Here is a 17,624-nt window from a genome sequence, read left to right on the forward strand (position 1 = left end):
GGAATAATCCGATAATTTTCTAATAAAATCAATTGAATTTTACTCAATGTTTTGAATGTTAATTTGGCTTGAACTCTGCGCAATGTATGGGGTGTTCATCACTGATTGCGTCTAATCTGATTTTATGGAATGTATATTAAATTCAATGACTTGGTTTGATTTTCGTATGCCTGTGCAGGGTAGTCTAATTGTTGTGATTTTGTTGTTACTGTGTTGATACATAATAACGGGGATTTTGTAATATTGTGTCAAAATTACCTAATACGATAAGACGACCCTATGAAACTAAACTTTCGAAATCTCTCCATTAAAACACAGCTAATTAGTCTGTTTTCACTAGTATTTCTGACCATCTCATTAATATTTTCCATGTTTGTAATGTCAGTATTTAGTGAGTTCGAAGAAAGCAATGCTAATAGTCAGCATTCACTTGATTCGATTGAAAAAATATATGGTAAGGATGTTATCGCAACATACAATATCAGATTGATGTTCTTGAAAGCTTCTGCGAGGGATATCGATGAAGCGGACTATACAGATAGAATAGACCGATGGTATGCAAGTAGTCTGAAAAATCTTGCTGACACTGCTGAAAATAGAGACACCGAATTACGAAAAGAAAGTCTTGAACGCTATTATCAGCATGTGCGTAAGCTACCTCAGATCAAAAAGCAGTATACGAGAGAGAGTGAAGAGTTTAAGCAGTATCAATCAAATGCTGACCAACACGCAACTCGACTTATTGGAGCCTTGGAACAATTTAGCGAAGAAGAAATTAATCACTTTGAAGCACGATTAGAAAAAGCGACCACAGAAGTTCACGAATTAATGCACAGCAGCGCGATCAAAATCGTATTTATTTCGATCATTTCTGTGCTTTTGTTTTGGTTCGTTGCGAGACAAATCTCTGATCCATTAAATGACATCGCAATGAAGTTAAAACAAATGGCTGATGGCGATTTTACGGTAAGAAGCAACATTGAAGGGAGCAATGAAATCGGCAGTTTAGCAAACTCTATCAATACCCTTGGTAAGTCAGTCGGTGACACACTTAACCGCATACTTGAAAATGGTGAAAATGTTGCGTCGGCCGCGACAGAGTTGTCTTCGACAATGTTGGAATCACGTGAGCATTCAAACCAAGAAAAAGAGCAGTTCAACCTCATTAGTGTTTCTGTAACCGAACTGTCTTGCACCGCACAAGAAGTCAATAACAACGCGAATCATGCGCAAAAAGCGTCTGATGATGCGAAAAGCCAAGTCGTCATTGGTCAGGCTTGTATTGATAGATCAAGAGAGATCACTAATATGATTTCTTTATCAATCAACAAAGCGGCAGAACTGGTTTTGGAGCTAAAGAATAGCTCTTGCAATATTAGCCAGGTCATCGAAGTGATTAATAACATCTCGGAGCAAACAAATTTATTAGCGCTCAATGCGGCAATCGAAGCGGCAAGAGCGGGTGAGCAAGGACGTGGATTTGCAGTGGTTGCGGACGAAGTCAGAAGTCTTGCAGTCAGAACGCAGGCTTCTACCGCTGAAATAAGAGAAGTGGTCGAAGGGCTACAAAGCCAATCTGAGAATGTGCACCGAATCATGAATGAAAACGTCGATTTGATAAATGAAAATCAGGAGAATGCGCAAGAAGTAATGAACGCTTTCAGTCAAATCTCTGATGCTGTTAATCAGATCTTAGAACAGACGATGAGTGTTTCTTCCGCCTCATCTGAGCAAGCAAATGTGACCCACTCGGTATCCGAAAATATCTCAATGGTCTCGCAAATTGTCGATAGAAATAGCTTAGGAATTAATCAATGCTTTGAAGCTTCAGAAGAATTGGCATCAATGGCCGAGGACCAGAAGGAGTTAATTAGCAGATTTAAAACGAATTAAATGTCACTCTTCTCCTTAATATATGCAACGCGAGTAATGAAACTACATATATCTTAGGTAAGATAAGTCTGAAAATTATCTGTTACTGATACACAATTGTACGACTTTGTTACAATAAAGATATTAAAAGGTAAGCGGGTATTTTGTCAGAAAATACTTAACTAAATTGTTGCCTAAGAGTTTATGTTGAATAGTTGAATCTTTGTTTAGTCAAAGTTGTAAACATTCAATAGCCGATAATTCTGATTGATGGTTTATAGATAACGTTTTGATTAGATAGATCTAAGGCCTCTTAGCAAAATTATGGTAGTGGTGCTACTTGCGTTTCGATAGGGGAAGAGTCTTGAAACGAATCCTATTATTAGAAGATGACCTTTTTACTTCTAGGCTATTAAAAGGAGCATTGGAAAAGGTTGGATTTATAGTCGTACAATCATTTGATGTTTCCTCTGCGTTTCATGCGGCGGTGGGTAATCATTTTGATCTTGCTATTTTTGATGTCCAGTTGCCTTCTGGGTCAAGTTTGGATTCATTTTCTCGGTTAAAGAAAATACTCGATTGTCCGGTAATCGTCTATACCGCTAAACAAAGTACCAGAATCGAATTAAAAAGCTTTGAGATGGGGGCCTCTGATTTTTTATTAAAGCAGAGAGGAGTAGATATCCTGATAAGTCGAGTTAATCGACTAGTCAATATGGAAGAGACTGAGCAATTTAAGGTTTTCCACGAAGAGGTCGATACTCCTTGTTTTGAAATTAATAAAGATCAGCGTACGTTCGAATATAACGGTACTGTGTTGGAGTTGACAAAAAATGAAGCCAATATTTTGTTCTTTATTTTGTCACAGGATAACTTCTTTGCTGATCGGGAAGAATTAAGCTATTCGACAAAAGGGCATGGCTATGATGGTTGGAGTCGGGCGCTCGATCTCGCGATTAGTCGCCTGAGAAGGAAAATCAGTCAACAGACCTGCGGTAAAGTCGAACTACAGTCAGTCAGAGGCAAGGGATACAAAGTGAATTTCAGAAGATCGAAATAAATAGTGAAAAGGCCCAATGAAATACCGATGTGAGGAGCTAACCTACTTAATTGATAACGTCTGTTTTGGTGATAAAGCGGACGCAATGACACTCATTCAAAGTTTAAGAGAAGAGATTTTAAAGTTGGGGCGATGCTGCTCGTTTGGTAACTCATCATTTATTCTCATTGATGACATGAGCCGTAGTAAACATAAGTTGGTGGGTAGTTCAGGTTTGTTGGGATTGTACTCACTTTCCAATCATCTAAGACAGTTGGTCTTTATCAACGAAAAATATGAATACAACTATCTGATAATAATGAGTTCGTTGAGATTTTCAATCTATTATCTGGATGAGCTTATTTTCTATCTTCGCCGAGAGACCATCTAAATGCACTTGTAAACTATCGTGAATTTTCAAGATATAAATGTCCTTATTGCGGAGGATTATCCTCTCAATGCGATTGTGCTAATGAAGATGTTGACACAACTTGGCACGAAATTTATGCATTTTGAGGATGGAGAAAACCTCGTATTGCATTATCGAAATAATCGTAACTACGATCTTATTTTTATGGATCTAGAAATGCCTTATCTCAATGGGTTTGAAGCCTGCGAGTTGATTAGAGAGTTTGATGTCGATATTCCTATCATCGCATGCAGTGCACATTGTTACGATGATATGGAAAATGAGCTCGATAATAGTCAAGTGAATGGTTACTTGAAGAAACCTTATACCATCAAAGAATTGATTAACGTCATTGTTAGGTTTTGTTGATTACTTATAGATAGGTATTAAATTCGAACTGAATTATTTTGGATTTTTTTAACATTCGACATGAAGTGTTTTTATCAAATTAATGGAATGGTTGTTGGTGTTTAATATGAATATATTGCAATTATGATACACATCTCCAATTTTGATTCCTATATGTTACATGAATGATACCTTGGTAGGTTAATGGTATGTGAATATCATTAAATAAACGGCCTGGTTATTTAAATGGAAATTACTCACTTATATCAGTTTCAAGGTTTTATCGATGTCTCAATTGTTAAACGTATTTTTTCTACTAGGTAGTGTGTTATCAATTAATACCGTTTATGCCGCCTCGATTGACTCAATGTCACAGGAGGATTATCAGTACATAGAAAGCCTAGGAGATGTGAATATCGCTGTGCTGTCCGAAAAAGGGCGGCCAGTTTATCCTACATCTGGACGCGGTGAGTTTTATAACCTTAACGTGACCTATCTGAAAAAAATTGCCAATGAACTCGGTCTGAAGATCGAGTTTGTCGAGTTTGAAAATACCGCACAAGTGATGTCTGCTCTGTATGCAAACGAAGCGGACTTGATACTCGATTTTAACGAGAAGGCGATTAAAGATAAGCAAGGATTGTTCTACTCAGCACCTATATTTAAAAGCACAGTTGCGTATTGGAGCAATAGTTCTGTCGACCAAGATAACTTAGAAAAGCGACCATGGGTGTGCGTTTCTGGAACCGTGTACTGTAATATTTTGGATAGCCGAGGAATAGAGAATGTGACTCGTGTGGCTAACTTTAGAGAGGGTACGGAAAGCGTTATCAAGAGTGACAATAAGATATTTATTGATAGCTACATTAGCTTTGCCGAGTATCTGAACGCGACAGATAATGTCTCTAGCTCTATTTCAACGCCCCCTTGGGGAGGGTTCGTTTACGCGCAGATCGTGTCGCTTGATGAACACAAGCGTTTAGTCGAGATCATTAATAAGATTATCAAGCGTTCGATTGAAAGCGATCACCTCATCAACAGCATCAGTCCTTATTATTTTTCGGACATGATCAATAGAGCATTTCGCAATAGCAATTACAGCAATCTCATCAAGTACTCATTTGATGACGATTCGTTTCCACTACTTTTTAGGAATCAAGATGGAAGCCTTTCTGGCTATCTCAAGGATGTTCTAGACCTGATATCTTCAAGGACGACGCTTGAATTTGAGTATGTACCCATGAGTCAGTCGGTGTCAGCTTACGATATGCTGGCATCAAATGAGATTGATCTCGTCCCTTATTCATCGATAACCGTGGGTTCCAACGAGAGTATCGAGTTTACCGACGCCTTCATGTCGTTTACTTATTACACTGTTAGCCTTGCACATTCGGCTGAACAAAAACAAGAGTCGAAAGGTGTTCTGTTATCTGAAAGCAAAAAGCATGTTGACGTGAAAAATCAGTTATTTGGCGAGAACACCAAAGTGTTTAGGGATTCTAAAAAAATCCTAAGGGCGTTAGAAACGGGTGAGATCGACATCGCTTACATACGTGAAGATATCATTGAGATGATTATATCGTCTCATGCTGACGACGAGTACTTTGTCGACCGTACCAAACCGATTGTTGTGAATCTGGCCATGGCCGTCTCGTCAGATAAGCTTTCCCTCATTAATGTGCTGAACAGCATTTTCAGAACCTGGGATCAAAACGAATTAAACAAAATTAAAAACTCCTATGACCCGTTTAATGTCGTCTATGGTTATGAAGAAAAATACCTCTATCAGGTGACGTTTGGTTTTGTGTTTGTCTTTCTGTTTAGCGTCGTGATTTTCTACTTGTTGCAGAAGAATATGAAGCTCAACGTTATCATCAAGGAGAAAGATGCCGCTGCAACGAGAATCGAAAATGAGTTTTTAAACTCCGTTATTCGTCAGATCCCTTCAATTGTTTTTATCTATGACGACAGATCCAATGTCCGCTACACAAACTGCAGTAAATATTTGAGTAATCAGTGTAATGCTTGCCACATTTCCGAAAGCGGTATGGGCTACAAAAATAAGAAAGTATTTGACGACATGTTCCACAATGATCTGACGATCAATGATGTTTGCCGCACATATAACTGTCCGCTAGACATGGAAATGATGGAGTATGTCTGCAAGAAAATTACGCTCAATGACAAGGAATATATCCTAACGGTCATTAATGATATTACCGAGAAAAACCAACGAGAAAACGATCTGAAGAATGCCAAGAAAAAGGCGGAATCCGCGATTCAGGCACGCGATAAGTTTCTCGCCTCGATGACGCATGAGCTAAGAACGCCAATTGCCGGCATGGTTGGGTTGATTGAAATGCTCGGGGCCAAAATCGAAGATGAAGAGGAAACTTTACTTATTAACAACATCTCGTCGTCAGCAAGGCAACTGAATGTTCTAGTGAATGATATTCTGGATTTCTCGAAGCTAGAGGCTGACCAACTCAAGCTTTCCCCTTTTGATTGTGACGTATTGCGAGAGACCAGTGAGGTTTTGCGCGTCCACAAAATTGCCGCAGATAAGAAAGGCATCCGCCTACACTATGACTTTAAGCCTACTAACGTCAGGTTGGTCTCTATTGATGGCCTCAGGTATTCGCAAATACTTAATAATCTCCTGTCCAATGCGATTAAATTTACCGACATAGGCACGGTGACATTAGAAGTGGAACTCAGCGATGCATCAATCAACTTTTTGGTGACGGATACGGGCTGTGGTATGTCGACAAAAGTTCTCGCCACTGTGTTTAGTCCATTTGTTCAAGCGGATAGCTCAATTGCACGGAAGTACGGAGGCACTGGGTTAGGTTTGTCCATTGTTTCTGAGCTGGTTGAGCTCATGAATGGGCAACTCAATGTAGAGAGTATTGAAAATCTTGGTACTAAGATGTCGGTTTCGCTCCCGCATCAGCTCGTTAGCACCTACAAAGGACAGCTCAGCAGCTTAGATATTCAGTTTGGTGACGTGAATGACAATATCAAAGAGTGGGTTGCTATCTGGTCGACGCTAACCGGTTGTCGAGAGTTGGAAATTCCAGATAAGGGACACAGCATTCTGATCACTTCTGACTACAACAATACCGACAGCGAGATACCTTTCGAAAGGCGTATTGTCTTCAAGGATGGTGTTGAGGGATTTAAGCAAGTGGAACAACAACAGATTGTTTTGTCTAATTCGCCGATATTTCCTGACTTACTATTTGAATGCTTGTATCAGCATACAGACAAAGCCTCGACATTAACGCCCCTAAGATTCGAGCAATTGCAAGGAACGGTACTCGTTGCGGAAGATAACCCTATCAACCAACTTGTGATTCGTAAGCAGTTAGAGCAGTTAGGGCTTACGGTCAATATGGTTGACGATGGTGAAGCCGCTTACCACGCGATCATGGAACATCCTGATGGCTTTGATCTACTTATTACGGATTGCCATATGCCCAATATGGATGGGTTTGAACTCTCTAGCAAACTGCGCAATGAAGCCAATCTCGATAAGCACCTAACCATTATTGGCTGTACTGCAGAGGATTCGAGCATTGTTCGAAGTAAGTCTAATGAATCAGGGTTCGATCATATTTTGTTCAAACCTTATGGAATAGAGAAACTAAGGAATCTATTGGAGGCATGCTTGTTAGATAATGGAACTAAAATCGCCCCTATCACGCACTGGTTAGACAAATATAGTGAAGAGGAGGTTGAGCAATTAAGGAAGATTTCGGTAGCGTGTCTATCAAGCGATCTCAAGTTATTAGCAGAGCAGCAAGAGGATTTACCCGCGCTCCAGAAAACGGTACACAAGATTAAAGGTGGTGCGTTAAGCCTAGGCATCGATGATCTTGCCAAGATTATTTACAAGGTAGAACGCTCGATTAAAGGAGGGAAAAAAGTCGAGCTTAAGTCACAGCTAGAGATTCTGGCCGAAGTGATGCAGACAAACATTGCGCTTATCGAGAACTATCAAAGGTCAAAGAAATGAACATACTTATCCTTGACGATAGTCCGCTTGAGCTTATCTTACTTGGCTACAAACTGAAAAATATTGGCTGCAAAAATGTCCACTCTGCGACTTCGGTAGAGAAGGCAATGTCGCTATTAAGCAGGATCCAATTCGACTTAATCATTAGTGACCTCGACTTGCCTGGTAAAGACGGACTGATGTTTTTATCTGAGCTAAAGAAAAGCCATTATAACAATGCTGTGTGTATCTCTAGCTGTGTTGATGAAGGCATTATCGCTTTAGCGAGCAAGATGGCGACAACTCTCGGCCTTAACGTGGTCGGAACCTTAGTTAAACCTGTCTATGAAGATAGCCTTTGTAATCTTATACAGATGACCAGCGAGTTATTGTCTTGCGCACCAGTGAAAAAGGACCTCGATTTCTCTATAAATGAAGTCTTATATGGTTTAGATAACGAACAATTTCACAATGTTTATCAGCCGCAAGTTTGCTTTAAGACCAACAAGCTTATTGGATTTGAAGTGTTGGTGCGCTGGCAGCATCCCCTTAAAGGGACACTGACCCCCAACTACTTTATCCCGCTACTAGAAACTAACCGATACACGGACTTGCTTCTTGATACCGTGATGAATCGACTCAAAGTGGATTTTGTCTATATTCCGGATGGTATGAAAATATCCATCAACCTGACCGCAGACAACTTTATGGCCCCCGACCTCGTCGACAAATTGGTTAGCATGGCTGATGAAGTTGGCATGGATATGTCTCTATTGACCCTTGAAATTACGGAAAGCCAAATTTTTCAGCCATCGACAACAATGCTAAGTAACATCGCTCGGCTGAGGATGCTCGGTGTAAAAATCTCCATCGATGACTTTGGCACTGGTTACTCCAGCTTCGGTAATCTCGTGGACATCCCGTTCACTGAACTCAAGATCGATCGCCAATTTACTAAGCGTTACTTTTCGGACTTGAAGTCGAGGCATATCGTCGACTTAACGACAGAACTGTGCCGAAGAACTAAAATAAAAGTTGTCGCGGAAGGGGTAGAAACAAAAGAAGAATTTGAAGCACTGCGTATGCTAGGCGTGGATGTCTGCCAAGGCTTTTACATTGGCAAGCCATTAGCGATTGAAAAACTCAAATCGTTTAAAGTTCTTAGCTAAGTCTATCTAAGGTACGTTTGATTCTCGTTGCTCGATATGTCTGACGGCGAGAATCAACCCATCACGTCGTTATCCTGCCATTTGAAAATGCATGCTTATATAACTCAACCAATGGCTGAGCTATATAGCTCCTTAATTAGGTGGAGGGGAGTTATTAAGAAATGGAACCTTGGAAGGAGATTATTTCGATAATGGAGTTGGCATTGTATTTATTTAAAATTCTAGACTTGTAAGTACTTACCGTTTTATTGCTCAAAGAGAGAAGTTCAGATATTTTTTTATTGGAGTATCCTTTCGCCAAATAGGACAACACTAACGCTTCTCGGGCAGATAGGTTCGACGTTTTTTGGACAGGTATTTCCACATTGGATTCGAACGCGTCTTTCCCCTGACTGACGAGTGATATCGCAGCTCGAATTGTCTCTATATCTTGCGTTTTGTACACCAATCCATTGGCTCGGTTGGTACGGGCGATCTGCGAGTACATCTTTGAATTACATGAAGATATGAACAGGATTGCACCTTCAAATCCCAGTGAACGTAATCTTTTGGCATAGTCGATGCCGCTACCGTTGCTGATTTCAGTATCCAAAATCACAGTGTCGATACGTTTGTTGCGTATGACCTGGCTTGATTTCGCTGCGCAGCTCTCTCTATATACAATGCAGTTTGGGTAGATAGTCCTAATTAAACTTTCTAACGCTTTTTGAAATAATGGTTGAGCATCTATTAATAGAAAATTCATTTTGCAAAAAATCCTTATTCACTATTATTGTTATAAAAAAAATAGCTCGCCTAGCAGGGAGGCTTTTAGCGAGCTTAAAACGTGAAAGCTATTGGGTACTTTCACAAACTGAATATCTTTTTAGATACTAGTAAGAACGTGATAGGCTTATGTAACAATAGTGAATCAATAGCGCTTTTATTAAGCCTTATATGAATAAGTGTTAATATTGCTTTATCAACTTCGCTACATTCCATTTTGGTGTTTTGTATAAAAAGAGAGTGACGTTGATGAAACAAGCGATTACCGAGGTGCTTTTTGGACAGTAACGAAGCGTATAAGAAGTTCGTTTATGACGTATTTATTGGTGAGAACGCGCAAGGGAATCCGTGCGGTGTAGTGGTATTAACGCACTGGCTTGCTGACGCAGAGCTTCTCGCAATAACGCAAGATATAGACCAACCGGTGACGTCCTTTATTGTCGAAAAGGATGGGCAGTTCTTTCTTCGCTGGTTTTCTAAGACAGGTGAAATCAACTTATGCGGTCATGGTAGCCTTGGTGCTGGGGCCGTTGTACTGTCGCACTACAAGCTAGACAGCGTTGTATTTGATACAAAACATGGTCAGCTTACCATCTCATTGACGAATGGACTCTATCGTATCGAGTTGCCAAGCTGGTCTGGTAACACAGTCACTTTGCCTGATTGTCTCTCGGAACTAAACGCTAATGCTGTAGAGACATTCGCGACAAGGGATCTTGTTGTGGTCTTGGCGTCACCGAATGACGTAGCCAACTTCAAACCAAACATCGAAAAAATATCCATGTTGTCTGATTACCACGCTTTGATTGTGACAGCGAGATCATCCGATCAAGGTTATGTGCTTAGGTATTTTGCTCCTAGTATTGGCATTGACGAAGACAGTGCAACAGGCTCTGCTCAGTGCTCGCTCGCACCGTATTGGTTTAGCAAGTTAGGCGCTGAGTCGTTATACGTAAAGCAGCTATCTGAAGCTGGTGGCTATTTTGAAGTAGAAAAGTGTCGGAGTTCTTCAGTCGCTGTCTTAGCGAAGGTCAAGGTTCGAAGATAACTAAAGCCAATGATATAGCGTATGTCGGCCCAGTACATCTAGTCCGCTCTCTATATCAATTCGTACTATTGCTGACTTCTCAAGTAACTAGAGTGGCTAAGCGCTTCATCTTTCCATTCTAGGTCAGAGAAGTAACTTTCGACCTGAGTATTCTCGTCAAGCAATTTGGGTTTAGCCAGATAAAAGCCTTGGTATAGATGCGTTTCAAGGGCAAACATGGATAAGAGTTGATCGCGCGTTTCGATCCCTTCTACTACCACCATACAGTTGAGCTGCTTTGCCAGTTCCAATCCTCGAAGCAAGCTCATTGACTGCCCCGCGGAATATTCTAATAGCAGGTTTCTATCAATTTTAAGTAGATCTGGGTGCAAGCTCTGGACGCGAAAATCATCGGAGCCATCAGACCCATAGTCATCCACCGCTACTCGCAAGCCATTGTGCCTACATTCGATAATTGCCTTTCGCAGTTCAACAATCTCTTGCGCGTTGTCGACTTCATGTTCAAGAATTTCATTCACGATTTGTTCGGTCTTGATCCCGAGCTGTTTTAGCCTATTGAGCACCAAAGTTTGACCGTGAGATTTTAAATTGGATAGGGCAGTTGCAGGCAACAGATTCACGAACAGATTGATAGGAAGGTGCAACAGCGAGAAGTTTCGAAAGTGCAGAACACGAGCCAATCTGTCGAGATTGACTTGGTGATAGTACTCATCCGTACCAAAACTCTTTTTGGAGAACAGTTCACCAGGGTTGATCCAATGTCCTGCGTCATCCTTAACCCTCAGAAGTGCCTCAAGACCAAATATGTTGAGGTCCCTGTCGTAAAGGGGATGATAGGCTGTCCACAAATAGAGATCGCCATAGTGAGCACAAGTCACGCCATTACTACAAGTTCGTAGATGCGATTCAAAATCCGCTTGTGACGTTAATACATTGACCACTCATCGCCCCCAAACTTGTAGGTTATGCATCTATAAATTATATATGCCGTCCCTAGATTGGCAATTTGGTTATTTTTTGGAAGGACAGGCACTCTTATCAGAGCATATCAGAGTATCAGAGGACAGGCACCACTAAATTACGTTTGCATATGCCGTTTGTAAGAGCAAAACTCGGCATTGAGTTGAGATTTTATTAGACGAATGAAAGCTCGCGTAAGATAAATCTTATGACTTCTTGTAGGACTTGAGTGCGTAAAGAACTTAGACGCATAGCTGAATTTTTGGAAGGACAGGCACTCTTATCAGAGGACTATCAGAGGACAGGCACCACTAAATTACGTTTGCACATGCCGCTTGTAAGAGCAAAACTCGGCATTGAGTTGGGATTTTATTAGACGAATGAAAGCTCACGTAAGGTAAATCTTACGATTTCTTGTAGGGTGAGAGTGCGTAAAGAACTTAGATGCATAGCGATTTACCAAGCGCGCTTTACGTTTGGTGGGTGTTTGTAAATTGATTATCTAGTGATGAGTCAGCTATCCAAGCGAAGGAGATTGAACCTCTTTTTCCTAAACAGCTTTTTGGCGTGAATACCATTCTGGATACAACCCACAGCGGTAATTCGTTGTCGTTCTAAATTCGTGCAAGCCTCAAGCCAGTTTAATTGGATGATATTAAGGCGTTGTAATATCGGTGGCGTGTTTTCGGCTAAGCTGGCTTTACCTTCTCGATACAGACGAGCGCTCCAATCGACTAACTCGATATAGTCTATAAGACGAAATGGAATCCCATCGACTAGTTGATTCGTTGGAGAACCAATGAATGGATGGAGGCATGGAGCTGTTTCTTGCTGCTCTTTTAATGCTTCTAGCCGTGTTTGAATGGATGTGTAGTCAGAGGTTTCTGGGGTTTTGGCTTCACCAGCTCTTAATGGATTTAAATCTACGTAGGCCATAGCGGCCAGCAGCGCTTTTTCATCAAGTAAAGCCTGACTCTTAAAACGACTCTCCCAAAAGTGACCTTTGCATTGATCCTCCTTGTTAGCTTGGCAAGCGATGTCAAAGTTGAGCTCTTTCATAAACCAACTCAGGCTCCACAGCCGTTGACGCCAAGATTCTATAATCGTGGAGCACACGTCCATTTCTGGTTTGCTGGTGATTTGACCATTAAGCCAGCGCGATACTATCGGCGGCAGCTTGTGTTCTTGCTGCCAACGTTCAACGACTTCGTGATCAGAGAGTGTCTGGGCTTTAGAACGATTGATATGAACCACCAAATGATAGTGATTACTCATGATAGCGTAGGCACAAATATCAATGCAGTATATTTGCGAGAGGGCTGTCATCTTGCGCTCAACCCAAGCTCGTCGGTGCTTATAGCTTTTGTTGGTTAGCGGATCTTCACCGCAAAGAAAGCTGCGCCTTACACAACGAGAGACGCAGTGGTAATAAGGCGTTGCTTCTACACATACTTGTCGCTTTCTTGCTGTTGTCATCTCAAATCCCTTGGTGAATCGATATTTATCCAAGTTAAGAAAGTCACGACAACACGGCAACTCATCCTGTTGCGATCTTTGGTAGAGGTATCAACCTCTCATCCGAAATTCATTCTTTGAGGTGACTGTCCCTATAAAAAAGGGTCAAAAAAAGGTGTCTGTCCCTATAAAAATAAGCTCGGAAACTCTTTTATGCGCCGCGAGTATTGTGGTTGATTCAATATAGCTAACACCCTCGCGCCAAATAGCATAAGATACACGGCCTTTAGCCAGTATTGAGCCACTCATTGTAATGACAGATACAACACAGCAAACGACTTTTGCCGACCTTGGCCTGACTTCAACCCTAGTCGAGCGACTAGATGAATTAGAATATCACCAACCAACTCCCATCCAATTGCATGCCATTCCTCATGTGCTTAATGGAAGAGATATCATTGGTGGTGCCAACACGGGGTCTGGAAAAACTGCCGCGTTTTCGTTGCCAATTCTGCAAAAGATTCTTGAGCAAGATCCCTCAAATACTCGTCGTGGTAATTATGTTTCTCACCTGATTCTAGTTCCAACCCGTGAGTTGGCTTCTCAGGTGGCCTATAACGTAAAATCATACTCATATCATCTTAGAGACAAGGTCAAAACAGTTGCTGTATTTGGTGGTGTATCAGTAAACCCACAAATGCTCGCACTTCGTGGTGGCAGTGACATTATTGTCGCGACTCCTGGTCGACTACTTGATCTGATCTCGAGTAACGCTATCAAGCTAGACCAAGTAAAAACGCTCGTTCTTGACGAAGCCGATCGTATGTTGAGCCTTGGATTTACCGACGAGCTGAATAAGATTCTTGAACTGCTGCCAAAGAACAAACAGACCTTGCTCTTCTCTGCGACTTTTCCTGAAAAAGTAACGACTTTGGCTCAGCACTTGCTCAGTGACCCAATTGAAATTCAACTTCAAAGCGCTGAAGCGAGTACTTTGGTGCAGCGTGTATCTAGCGTGAACAAAGGTCAAAAGACAGCAGTACTTGCACACCTCATTAAACAGCACCAGTGGCGACAGACATTGATTTTTGTCAATGCTAAAAATGCTTGTAACCATCTGGCTCAAAAGTTATCGAAACGTGGCATCACCGCCGAGGTTTTCCATGGTGACAAAGGTCAAGGAGCGCGTACGCGTGTTCTTGAAGGCTTTAAGTCTGGCGAGATTCAAGTACTTATCGCTACCGATATTGCTGCGCGTGGTCTTGATATAGAAAAGCTACCAGTGGTTATCAACTTTGATCTTCCGCGTAGTCCTGCCGATTATATGCATCGAATTGGACGTAGTGGTCGTGCAGGTGAAGTCGGTTTAGGCTTATCTCTGATTGATTACGATGATTATCACCACTTTAAAGTGATCGAAAAGAAGAATAAGTTCCAGCTTGAACGTGAACAGGTAGAAGGTTTTGAGGTGGAAGACGACCAGAGTGAAGCGTATTTTCAACCGATGAAACCACGTGCAAAGCCAGCCGGAATGGGAAAAAAGAGCAAAAAGCGTAATCAGTAACTAGTAGGTAAGTGGATAAGAGGGCAACTAGCTGGCGTATCCACTTGCAATTTTTTAGAGCCTCATTTGAAAGATCAAATGGGGCTCTATTGCCATTTCACGCGTTGTATTATCGGCGAGAAGGACGTCCTCTAGGGGAACGCTGTTTAAATGCAGAGGCTGCTTTGGCCTGTGATTTAAGAATAGAATCAACCGTTAGCTGCATTGGCTCTTTAGGCTCAAGCCCATGAGGAAAAGTACGAGCTCTTGGCGGTAGATCATATTCCTCTGCACTCGCTCGTGGCATACGCTTAAAACGATATAGGTAAAAGTTCTCTAACTTTTCTCTCGCCCACTCAGTCTTCTTTAAATACTTTACGCTACTCGCAATTGAAGGCTTGGTGTTGAAGCAGTTAAAGCGCATTGCTGCATCTAGAATGTCCCATCCATAAAAATCCACCAACTCCTGCAACATAGTTTCTAGCTTTAGCCCGTGCAGTGGGTTGTTTTGTTGCAGTTCGATTCTTTCTTCGTCAGTCATCATTTAATTTTTGGGTCTCATTCTTTAAAGGGCGAAGTTTAGCAAAGTATCTAGCGCAGAGATATCTATAGAAAAATATTTTCAATAGAAGGACAGGCACCAGTAAATCATCCACCTTGATTTCATTCCTTGGGGTGACTGTCCTCTATACCAAAGGTAGATACGAACGAGCATGTATCAAGATGGGGCTCGAGCGTGCACATGGCCTGAGACATGCGTATGCGCACCAGCGATACCTTGAGTTGATGGGTAATAGCGCTCCTGCTGCGGGAGGGCCGTCAACGAAAGGATTGAGTGGTGCAGACAAGAAGCGGCAATAGAAGGACAGGCACCAGTAAATCATTCACCTAGATTTCATTCTTTGGGGTGACTGTCCTCTATACCTTGGTCCTCTATACCGGTCCTTGCTAATTGTTGTGCACTTCAAACTTGATACTAAGTTTTTTTGTCGGCTAAGCCAATAATATGGAAATCTGCTCCTGAGGACCTAATTGCATTTTCGGCACTAACCAATAACACATCTAGCTGAGTTTTTATCTTGCTACCTGAACTATTTTGGTAAACGCTTTTCTGGGTGTGAGGCTGGATGACTACAACACGAGTCTTAACATGTTTGTTGTCTTTTAACCCCAATAGAACAGTAAAGAAATCTTCAGCTTTAGCTTCTTTTCCATTGTGCCAACATCCTTTATGAGCCGCACTATCATGCCTTACTTTCAGATCTTCGACGAGGGTTTTCCTAGCAGTAAATCTTAGGTTCTTAACCGCTTGATTAAGTACAACATCATGTGCACCTACAGATATTCTTCGAGACGCATCACTAGATTTTGACGCTTTGACGTGGATTAACGATATTAGATGCAGTGAACCATGCTGAACATAATGAATGAAATCGGCTTTTTCTCCAGCGCCATCATCACAGTATAACCAACCCTGTGGTTTTTCTGTTGTATTAAATTCATCTGATGTTAGCCAATTTCCACTCCAACATTTTTGTACCCAACAGAATAATGATTTTTCTTTACCTATATCTTTTAATGATGGTTTTTGAGCATTCGTCCCAGGCTTTTCTTTTTTAATGTCGTATTTTTCAAAGTCAGCCCACAAGAACTTGTCATACTCTACATCTCGATAGCCAGTTCTGAATACCATGCCATTTACTACAGCGTGCCCTGACTCAAACCAACACTTAACAAGTTCAGGATACAAAAACACTCGCTTGAATAAATCGAAGTGTTTTTTACTTTTGGTTACAGGTGTTTCACTTTTTACTTTAAAGGTAACTTTATAGTCGTCAACTTCAACTTCTACACATATATTTCCCACCTTCTTACCTGTGTGGAAGATATCGAGTGAAATATCACTTTCAATAAAACTGTTTACCAATTCAACATGAAAGTCATACTGTAGTTTTTTCAACAACTCTTTACGATGCTGTCCGTCCTCCTCTGGCAGAAAGTCGTAATCTACAAGAGAAAAATCATATGGTTTTTTTAAGTCATCAGGTTTAGATATTGGATAAGACAATATCCCGATAGGGCTCTCTGACTCAATACTGTTAACTGACAGTCTATCTAATATTTCTAGTACTCTATTCTCAAAAGTACTCCAATCTTTACAAGGTCCGCGCCAAATTGACGACTTAAATGGATTAATGCCCACGGAGCTTTTTGATTTTGTCCCCCAAACTTCAGTTCGTACTGCCGACATCATATACGACTGATCAATCAGAGGGTCGAGGGTATCAGCAACACTATTACCGCCTAAAACTTTTGAGTCTGCTTTAAAGTTATCTCTACCATGTATTCCCGATAGCCACAGCATTTTGATTTCGTCTTCATTAATGAAATTACCATTCAGCTTGCTTATTGGAATTGGAAATAGATTTGGTAAGCGCTTTTTCCCAAAAAACTCTCGGATAGTGTCTTTTTTACCTTTCTCGGAGAAATAAAAAGCGAGGTGATCTCTAACGTTAAAGCTAACGAATACGTGGTGCTCTAAGTCTTTAAGATCCAAACCTTTAGCCCAGCTAGGTTCCTTTGAAATTGTATACGATGTGATTTTTACTGTTCCTAGTTCTCCAACCTCATCATTGACCGTCGAGCCTACTTTCATTTCATCAGAGGACTCTTCTTTCAATAATTGGAGTATTACTTCATGCACTGAACATGATTCTTCTTTTGTTGATTTAGCACCCAATAGAACAGATAAGTATGGTGCGACATTTTGTTTCTCAACAGTGATAGTATTGCTTTCCACCTAGCCTCCTTATCACAACGGCATACAGCGCGGTGCAATAGAGAATTATTATGTATTTGGCTAATACATTTACCACAAAGACCACTTTATGGTTAGGGTAATTATGCGATGCGCTCAAAGATATGAATCAAGTCACACTTATCCCACCGAGTCTGAAGAAAATATAACTATTGTTAGCTGTCGCTTCCCCTACTGTATAAGTCCACTATTCGTCCACAC

Annotated in this window: 13 protein-coding genes and 1 pseudogene; 9 read left to right on the forward strand and 5 right to left on the reverse strand. The window is 41.1% G+C overall.

Annotation, left to right across the window (positions count from 1 at the left end):
- The first annotated feature begins 378 nt into the window (after positions 1-378).
- The 6 genes from ACQEXP_RS13790 to ACQEXP_RS13815 all read left to right on the forward strand — a co-directional run bounded on the left by ACQEXP_RS13790 (position 379) and on the right by ACQEXP_RS13815 (position 8,834).
- Positions 379-1,893, forward strand: coding sequence for a methyl-accepting chemotaxis protein (locus tag ACQEXP_RS13790; RefSeq protein WP_426970476.1), 1,515 nt, complete (start codon positions 379-381; stop codon positions 1,891-1,893).
- Between the two features lie 343 nt (positions 1,894-2,236).
- Positions 2,237-2,932, forward strand: coding sequence for a response regulator transcription factor (locus ACQEXP_RS13795; RefSeq protein WP_426970478.1), 696 nt, complete (start codon positions 2,237-2,239; stop codon positions 2,930-2,932).
- A gap of 16 nt (positions 2,933-2,948) precedes the next feature.
- On the forward strand, positions 2,949-3,302 hold the full coding sequence (locus tag ACQEXP_RS13800; protein WP_426970480.1) for a hypothetical protein: 354 nt from the start codon (positions 2,949-2,951) through the stop codon (positions 3,300-3,302).
- An 18-nt stretch (positions 3,303-3,320) separates the two neighbouring features.
- Positions 3,321-3,689 carry a response regulator gene (locus ACQEXP_RS13805; protein WP_426970482.1) on the forward strand — a complete coding sequence of 123 codons (369 nt, stop codon included), beginning with the start codon at positions 3,321-3,323 and terminating at the stop codon, positions 3,687-3,689.
- Between the two features lie 265 nt (positions 3,690-3,954).
- A complete protein-coding gene (locus ACQEXP_RS13810) occupies positions 3,955-7,686 on the forward strand; it encodes an ATP-binding protein (RefSeq protein ID WP_426970484.1) in 3,732 nt (1,243 codons plus the stop codon).
- On the forward strand, positions 7,683-8,834 hold the full coding sequence (locus tag ACQEXP_RS13815) for an EAL domain-containing response regulator (RefSeq protein WP_426970486.1): 1,152 nt from the start codon (positions 7,683-7,685) through the stop codon (positions 8,832-8,834). Before ACQEXP_RS13810 ends, ACQEXP_RS13815 begins: the two co-directional genes overlap by 4 nt.
- A gap of 154 nt (positions 8,835-8,988) precedes the next feature.
- On the opposite strand, the gene ACQEXP_RS13820 is transcribed toward ACQEXP_RS13815, so the two are convergent.
- Positions 8,989-9,579: a LuxR C-terminal-related transcriptional regulator gene (locus tag ACQEXP_RS13820; RefSeq protein ID WP_426970488.1), complete on the reverse strand. Its 591-nt coding sequence runs from the start codon at positions 9,577-9,579 to the stop codon at positions 8,989-8,991.
- A 297-nt stretch (positions 9,580-9,876) separates the two neighbouring features.
- On the opposite strand from ACQEXP_RS13820, the gene ACQEXP_RS13825 reads away from it, so the two are divergent.
- Positions 9,877-10,647, forward strand: a complete 771-nt coding sequence (locus ACQEXP_RS13825) for a PhzF family phenazine biosynthesis protein (RefSeq protein ID WP_426970490.1) — start codon at positions 9,877-9,879, stop codon at positions 10,645-10,647.
- Between the two features lie 65 nt (positions 10,648-10,712).
- Here ACQEXP_RS13825 and ACQEXP_RS13830 read toward each other — a convergent pair whose 3' ends face one another.
- Positions 10,713-11,588 (reverse strand): EAL domain-containing protein, encoded by an 876-nt coding sequence (locus ACQEXP_RS13830; RefSeq protein WP_426970491.1) that lies wholly within the window; start codon positions 11,586-11,588, stop codon positions 10,713-10,715.
- A gap of 532 nt (positions 11,589-12,120) precedes the next feature.
- Positions 12,121-13,083, reverse strand: a complete 963-nt coding sequence (locus ACQEXP_RS13835; RefSeq protein WP_426970493.1) for a transposase — start codon at positions 13,081-13,083, stop codon at positions 12,121-12,123.
- A 292-nt stretch (positions 13,084-13,375) separates the two neighbouring features.
- Between ACQEXP_RS13835 and ACQEXP_RS13840 the strand changes: the two genes are divergently transcribed.
- Positions 13,376-14,626, forward strand: coding sequence for a DEAD/DEAH box helicase (locus ACQEXP_RS13840; protein WP_426970495.1), 1,251 nt, complete (start codon positions 13,376-13,378; stop codon positions 14,624-14,626).
- A gap of 109 nt (positions 14,627-14,735) precedes the next feature.
- Here the strand turns inward: ACQEXP_RS13840 and ACQEXP_RS13845 are convergent, their stop codons facing one another.
- Positions 14,736-15,149, reverse strand: a complete 414-nt coding sequence (locus ACQEXP_RS13845) for a VF530 family DNA-binding protein (RefSeq protein ID WP_171052154.1) — start codon at positions 15,147-15,149, stop codon at positions 14,736-14,738.
- A 155-nt stretch (positions 15,150-15,304) separates the two neighbouring features.
- On the opposite strand from ACQEXP_RS13845, the pseudogene ACQEXP_RS13850 reads away from it, so the two are divergent.
- Positions 15,305-15,460: pseudogene (locus tag ACQEXP_RS13850) on the forward strand (integrase); the annotation flags it as partial.
- Positions 15,461-15,581: 121 nt separating this feature from the next.
- On the opposite strand, the gene ACQEXP_RS13855 reads toward ACQEXP_RS13850, so the two are convergent.
- Positions 15,582-17,405 (reverse strand): hypothetical protein, encoded by a 1,824-nt coding sequence (locus tag ACQEXP_RS13855; protein WP_426970497.1) that lies wholly within the window; start codon positions 17,403-17,405, stop codon positions 15,582-15,584.
- Positions 17,406-17,624 lie beyond the last annotated feature (219 nt).

Origin of the sequence: Vibrio sp. TRT 1302 (genome assembly GCF_050113875.1) — a bacterium.
Lineage (GTDB): Bacteria > Pseudomonadota > Gammaproteobacteria > Enterobacterales > Vibrionaceae > Vibrio.